Below are 6,866 nucleotides of genomic sequence, written 5' to 3' on the forward strand. Positions count from 1 at the left end.
TGGCTTTTTCTATTCGGGATGGGGCGAGTCAGAGCTTATGTTCTCCTTCCCAGAGGAAAGAGAGAAATGTCCAAAGATTCAAAATGCCTCCTGATAAACAAGACGAGGTATCCAGCCGCGTTAACCGATCTCTTGAAAAAGCAATGTTTTTTCAGGAGGCCACTGCGTGGGTCGACGAATCATTCTGAAAACCTTCTGAACCTGGATTATCTTTCTTGGGCAAGTACTACCCAAAGCTCGAAGCCCCAGTCTCCTCAGACTCCTGATCGGCGGCCTGGTTGCCCGCTCCGGACACTTGAGGGGAGCTATCCCTTCGATCATGGTCCATCGTCACTGGAACACCTCTTACGAGATCATCGAAACCGGCGTTTTCTCCCGATTGGTCTTGGCCAGGCAGATGACTCTCCTTCCACCACAGGTACAGATCGGGAGGAGTCAGACTATTGATACCCGGCGGCATTATACATAAAAATTTTCACCCTTCTGCCCATCACCCATCTGCGCCGTTCCCCGTTCACAGCTTTACTTATAGAGGAGCCATAGATTGAGCAAACTCTAGGCTTTCAGTTGACAAAAAAGCTTGAATAACGAAGAAATCCAACGGATTGAAGGAGGTGTAAAAATGTAAAATTCAGTTAAATCAATAATTAGGGTTGTTAATAAAAAATGAGACAGGGAGGAAGAACTAATGAAAAGGAAACTATTACCGCTGGGATTAGGCTTGTTACTGGTGATGGCTTTTATTCTGACCGGTTCAGCATTGTTAGCAGAAGAGGAGCCGGTGGCTATACACTTCTTTGCCGGAGGAAGTCCAGGGTGCACTTACGCTGTGGTAGTGCATAAAGGGGCAATGGCAGCGGCGGAGATACTGGGACCCAGAGTAGAAGTTACAACTTGGTGGTCAGACTGGTCCGCCGAGAAGATGATTGCCCAATTCCAAGAGGCGATGGCCATGAGACCCGATGGGATAGCGATTATGGGGCATCCTGGAGTTGAAGCGTTTGAACCGTTTGTAGATGAAGCCAAGGAGTTGGGAATAATAGTAACATCTGCCGATACACCACTACCTGAGCTTGAAGAAAGATATATGGCTGACGGATTTGGCTACGTCGGTGGAGATCTCTACGGTTTTGGGTTTGGTCTGGGTGAGGCAGCTATTAGAGAAGCCGGTTTGGTTGAAGGTGACCGGGCCTTCGTGTGGGGGCTTAAAGGGGAGCCTGTCCGGGGATTAAGAACCAGAGGGGTTACCGACGCCTTCGAGGCGGCAGGATTGGTAGTGGACTATTTGGAGATATCTCCGGAGGTGAACGCTGACCCAGCGCTCGGTATCCCGGTCGCCGCAGGGCATCTTCTGGCTAATCCCGATACTAAGGTTATCGTGACTGATCACGGTGGCATGACTGCGGTGTTAGAGGATTACATCAAAGCCGCCGGTTTGGGACCGGAGGACATATTCGGTGCCGGCTTTGATCTCTCCCCGGCGACAGTCAGGGCCATAAGGGGAGGCTATACAGATTTGGTAGGGGACCAGCAGCCCTTCCTGCAGGGATTTCTACCGGTCTTCCAGATCTATCTGTCATACCACTACGACTTCACCGGCCTTCACATTCTTACTGATGCCGGTTTGGTACACGCCGGTAATATCGAAGCCATCGCCGCACTGGCGGAGGCAGGGATTAGGTAGACAGAGAAGGGTATCCCGGGAGCGGCAAGAACCACCGGGAGAAAGGAACTACCCCATAGCCAGGGTGTGAATTATCGGTGTCGGTTGGCAAGCTCACACCCTGGCCCTTAGAACCCTTACGAGTATTAGGATAGATTCGTTTTCTTTATAATAACGAGGATACATGATTCCAAAATACGGATATCGACTGATTTCAAATGACGTGTGGAAACCAGTGTCCTGTATGTAGGCATAGGCGATGAGGACCTCTTCCTCACAGAGAGGGGGCGGTTGGTCCTGGAGGCGGGTGAAGGAAATCCGGGCTGAAATGATGTCCGATACGGGAGTAGACAACGGTACGGGAAAAGATATTGACCCCCGAAACGCCTTTCTGATATGGTCTGGAACAAGTTCTCAAATGACTATGACTAGGAACCCTTTGGAAAAAGAGGAGATCATATGCTTCCAGGGAGGTCTTTACCCCGGTTTTCTGGTCAAATGGCCATCATCAGGAACCTTTTTTTGGGTATCGATGGATCTTTCCTTATTATCAATTCTACCCAACAAGAAAGGCGCTTATATTATAAAAACCAGTAACATCAAGGGCTTCAACGGTTTTGTTTCCGGCAAAAGCTGTACTAATATTTTAGTTTGAGGGGGTTCCAAAGTTATGCCGTTAGTGCGAATGGAAAATGTGCATAAGTCCTTCGGGGAGGTTAAGGCCTTACAGGGAGTGGATTTTCAAATTGGGTCTAATGAGGTTGTCGGACTGATAGGGGATAATGGAGCGGGAAAGTCAACCTTAATAAAAATCATGAGCGGATTGCATCCCTTAGACTCCGGCAACTTTTATATCAGGGACAACAAAATAGACTCGCACCATTACTCGGTTGAAAAGGCTCAGGAACTGGGTATTGAAACGGTCTACCAGGAAAGTTCGCTTGGAGAGAAGCATCCAGTGTGGAGGAATATTTTCGTTGGAAGAGAATTGACCACCAGCCTGGGTTTTTTGTGCGTGGCAAAGATGAAGCAAGAAACCCATGAGATAATGAAAGATGTCCTGGGTTTCAGGGGTGCGGGAATGTCGACTGATTCTACCGTGAGCACCATGTCGGGTGGGGAACGGCAAGGCGTAGTCATTAGTCGAGCAATGTATTTTGACGCTGATTTGGTAATTCTGGATGAGCCTACCAGGGCTTTGTCAGTCAAAGAAATAGGCAAAGTACTTAATTTTGTGCAAAAAATCAAAGAGCGAGGGAAATCCTGTGTTTATATCTCTCATACCATCTCCCTCATCTACGAGGTGTCAGATAGATTCGTGATTTTAGATCGAGGAAAAGTGTCTGCTGAATATGCCAGAAAAGAAATATCTGAGGATGAGTTAATGAAGCAATTGATATATCACGCGTCGCAAACTTAAGCAAAAGGATAAAGGGAGCCTATCATGAAACAGGGGATAACAAGAACAATAATCAGAAGGCATAAGGCGAATGTGATTCTTGCCGTTGTTTTTATGCTGCTGTTGGCGCTATTCATGTTAACGAGCCCGCAAGCTTTTCTGTCTCCTCATATTTACCGGGCTTTTTTACAAACTGTTCCGATAATCGGGATCCTGGCCTTGGGGCTCACGCTGGTTCTTGTTATTGGCGAGATCGATCTGTCATTTCCTTCTGCCTCAGCGCTTGCAGGACTAGTTTTCGCCGAGATTTTCATCGCCACAGGAGATAGTCTGCTTGGACTTATAGGAGCGTTGGTGGTTGGTGCCGCGATCGGTATAGCCAACGGTCTATTGATAACCAAGGTCCCTATACCCTCAATAGTTGCCACCTTAGGCATGGGCTTCTTTCTCAGGGGAATTTCCGATGTGCTGGCTGACGGACTGGCCAGAGTGCTGAGAGGAATCGGTGAAACACAACTGTCTGCTGTATTGATAGGCGATGTGGGAGGAAGTATTCCGGCTCAATCGCTATGGTTTGTAGGCCTTGCAATTGTATTTGCCCTAATCCTTTTCCGCCATAAATTTGGCAACCACATCTTGTTTGTGGGGGACAATCCGAATACCGCCCGCATGATGAGTATTGACGTTGCTAAAACCAAAATCATGGTGTTTGTTATGATGGGGGTAATTGCCGCGTTCGTTGGCGTATTGGCCAGCGTAAGATTGAGGACTTGGTTTCCCACGGCGGGCGAAGGCTATCTACTGCCGACCATGGCTACGGTTTTTGTTGGTGGCACTTCAATGTTCGGTGGTTTAGGGACTATCCTCGGAACATTTATCAGTGCCTTTCTTGTTGGCTCCCTGGAGGCGGGAATCGTGGCATCAGGCCTGGGAGGCTTCTGGACTCGCTTAGTCTTCGGGCTACTCATACTGATTGCTGTAGCAATACACAGCCTGATAGAAAGAAGAAGGAGGTGAGGCTTACCCCAATCGTCAAAACAACATTTTATAGAAACTTCCGCTAATAAAAGACAGGGAGGAAGAACCAATGAAAAGGAAACTCTTACCGCTGGGGTTAAGCTTGTTACTGGTGGTGGCTTTTATCCTGACCGGTTCAGCACTGGCAGCAGAAGAGGAGCCGGTAGCTATACACTTCTTTGCCGGAGGCCCTCCAGGATGCATTTTCGCTACAGTAGTGGAGAGAGGGGCAATGGCAGCGGCGGAGATACTGGGACCCAGGGTGAAAGTTACAACTTGGTGGTCAGACTGGCTCGCCGAGAAGATGATTACCCAATTCCAAGAGGCGATGGCCATGAGACCCGATGGGATAGTGGTTTATGGTGTTCCGGGAGATGATGCGTTTGAACCGTTTATAGATGAAGCTAAAGAGCTGGGAATCATAGTAACGACTATAAATACGACGCTTCCCAAGCTTGAAGCCAGATATAAGTTAGACGGATTTGGCTGGATTGGTGCAGATCTATATGGTTCTGGGTATCAATTGGGCGAGGCGACAGTTAAACATGCCGGTCTGGTTGAAGGTGACCGGGTCTTCGTATGGGGTATGTTAGGGTATGGGCCTATCCGGGGGTTAAGATCAAGAGGAGTGATAGACGCCTTCGAGGAAGCCGGATTGGTAGTTGACTATTTGGAGGTATCCGACGAAGTGAACGTGGACCCGGCGCTCGGTATCCCGGTCGCCGCAGGGCATCTTCTGGCTAATCCCGATACTAAGGTTATCGTGACTGATCACGGTGGTATGACTGCGGTATTGGAGGATTACATCAAAGCCGCAGATTTGGGACCGGAGGACATATTCGGTGCCGGCTTTGATCTTTCCCCGGCGATAGTCAGGGCCATACGAGGTGGCTATACCGATCTGGTATTGGACCAGCAGCCCTTCCTGCATGGATTTCTGTCGATCTTCCAGATCTATCTGTCACATCATTACGACTTCACCGGACTTCATGTTGACACTGGAGCCGGATTGATACACGCTGGTAATATCGAAGAAGTCGCCGCACTGGCGGAGGCAGGGATTAGATAGATAGAGAAGGGTGGCATCCCGGAAGAGTAAGGACCGCCGAGAAAAAGGGACTACCCCAGTAGTTAGGGTGTGGATTGTCGGGTGGACAAGCTCACACCCTAACTACTAAGTGTCAGCAACCGGAAGTCACTGAGGGGCCAGCAACCCCAAGTCAGTTATGATAATCAAAAAGGCGAAGCGTGACGTTCCGTCGCCTGTAGCTCCGGGGTAAGCCTCTTGATGGTACAACGCTGGATTGCACGGACGCAAGCCAACCGCTCCACCAGGTTGATTGGAGTGATCGATTGAGCGGCCCGCCAGTAGTGACAATCGGATATCCCCCCACTCCTCAGAGCTATTGTCAAATCTTGCGTATGACCCATCAGGCGGCGTCCTCTTTTTGGTGAACTCCCTCGACGAATATAACTCCCTCCACCACTTCTGCTAACCTTGGAACTCCCTTCAGTCTTCTCCACCGTTTCCCGGCACTGAGAAAGAGCTGTAAGACCATGCTGAGGACGGTCACTCGTGAACCGCAGTTGCGGGTCTTGTCTGTCCGCAACCTGACGGTACTCATGAGTGGATTTTACCGGGTGGGTGGTGTACAGATGCTTCCAGTGTTTGGCCGGGAAATCGCAGAAGGCCAGGTGCCTCCCGGTCTTTGGCCAGGCAGTCGGTGGCCTTGGGGTGCTTGGCCGGGTATTTGGTGATGAACAAGTTGAAGGCCTTGATCGCCCCCTCCCTGGTTTCGGCCATCCAGATCTCGTGGAGGTCGGCCTGGGCTTTTTTCTGGACGCTCTTTCGCAGTTTGTCCAGGACATTAGCGGTCTTATGCACCCAGCACCGCTGGGGGCGGGTGTCCCCGAATACCTGGGGAAGGGCTTTCCAGAACCCCAGGGCGCCGTCCCCCACTGTACCCAGCGGTCCCACCCTCAGACCCCCGCTATTTCAAATCCAAGAGCACTTCTTTCCAGGACGGTTCACTCTCCCGGAACCCGTCCTCCAGGGCGATCCGCTCTTTCTCTCCATCCTCGGTGGCGCCGCTGATCACCAGGACGCCGGTTCTCTCCTCCCTCCGAGTATTCAGGTATACCCCCCCCACCAGTAGACGTAGCGTTTCTGGGAGAGGTCCCGTTTCCGCCAAATGGTGAACTCCTCCGGCCACTTGGCCTTCCGTCTCCGATGCTCTGAGGGGAGAGGCCGGGAGCCTGGAGTCCCACAAGCGCGGCCAGATTGCGGGAAGTCATTGGTGGAGGTCCCCATGCAAGTAGACCTGTCTGCGTGCAACGCACAGGCAGAGCCAGGGGAGGAGGTCTTCTGGGAACGGTCACCGGGATCAGGCCCAATCCGGTAAGGATATTTCGTTCCGGGAGATACCCATTGCGCACGATGGCTTGGTGCCCTTATTCATCTTTCAGCCACTGGTGTTGGGCCATGAACTCCTCCCCCCCCTTCTACTTCGCTGGCCAGCTGGAGCATCTTTCTGGCTCCCTTTCTCAAGACTTCGGTCAAGGGATCAAGCCTGTCCGGGTTGATTCCATCGGTTTGATTTGTTTCCAGATTGATTCCCTTTGACAATTCCTCTTTAACGTGCTTTGCTTGTTTCATGGCGTATCCTCCCTTCGGGGAGCGAGGTGATTTCTTCATAGGAACTTCACCTTAGGATACGCCACCGGTTTTTATTTGGCTATACCCAACTTTTGAGGGTAGCTCTTTCTTATCTTACCTTTCTGCTTCTG

The 6,866-nt window shown here is 50.6% G+C and carries 7 protein-coding genes and 1 pseudogene; 6 read left to right on the forward strand and 2 right to left on the reverse strand.

What is annotated here, in order from left to right:
* Window positions 1-319: 319 nt before the first annotated feature.
* The 6 genes from VLH40_00240 (at window position 320) to VLH40_00265 (ending at window position 5,148) form a co-directional block, all read left to right on the forward strand.
* Window positions 320-469 (forward strand): hypothetical protein, encoded by a 150-nt coding sequence (locus tag VLH40_00240; GenBank protein HSV30440.1) that lies wholly within the window; start codon window positions 320-322, stop codon window positions 467-469.
* A 219-nt stretch (window positions 470-688) separates the two neighbouring features.
* The gene (locus VLH40_00245) at window positions 689-1,684 is read left to right on the forward strand and encodes a substrate-binding domain-containing protein (protein ID HSV30441.1); all 996 of its coding nucleotides are present in this window, start codon (window positions 689-691) and stop codon (window positions 1,682-1,684) included.
* Between the two features lie 286 nt (window positions 1,685-1,970).
* Complete coding sequence (locus tag VLH40_00250; protein ID HSV30442.1) at window positions 1,971-2,318, forward strand: hypothetical protein; 348 nt, start codon at window positions 1,971-1,973, stop codon at window positions 2,316-2,318.
* 78 nt (window positions 2,319-2,396) lie between these two features.
* Entirely contained in the window at window positions 2,397-3,083 is a 687-nt protein-coding gene (locus VLH40_00255; protein HSV30443.1) for an ATP-binding cassette domain-containing protein, read from the forward strand.
* Window positions 3,084-3,107: 24 nt separating this feature from the next.
* Window positions 3,108-4,079 (forward strand): ABC transporter permease, encoded by a 972-nt coding sequence (locus VLH40_00260; GenBank protein ID HSV30444.1) that lies wholly within the window; start codon window positions 3,108-3,110, stop codon window positions 4,077-4,079.
* 70 nt (window positions 4,080-4,149) lie between these two features.
* Entirely contained in the window at window positions 4,150-5,148 is a 999-nt protein-coding gene (locus tag VLH40_00265; GenBank protein ID HSV30445.1) for a substrate-binding domain-containing protein, read from the forward strand.
* 164 nt (window positions 5,149-5,312) lie between these two features.
* On the opposite strand, the gene VLH40_00270 is transcribed toward VLH40_00265, so the two are convergent.
* Together VLH40_00270 and VLH40_00275 are read right to left on the reverse strand one after the other, a co-directional pair.
* Window positions 5,313-5,510: a hypothetical protein gene (locus VLH40_00270; GenBank protein ID HSV30446.1), complete on the reverse strand. Its 198-nt coding sequence runs from the start codon at window positions 5,508-5,510 to the stop codon at window positions 5,313-5,315.
* A pseudogene (locus VLH40_00275) lies at window positions 5,510-6,693 on the reverse strand (IS256 family transposase). The gene VLH40_00270 and the pseudogene VLH40_00275 overlap by 1 nt, the downstream one beginning before the upstream one ends.
* Window positions 6,694-6,866: the final 173 nt, after the last annotated feature.

The sequence above is a fragment of the Atribacteraceae bacterium genome, assembly GCA_035477455.1.
Lineage (GTDB): Bacteria > Atribacterota > Atribacteria > Atribacterales > Atribacteraceae > DATIKP01.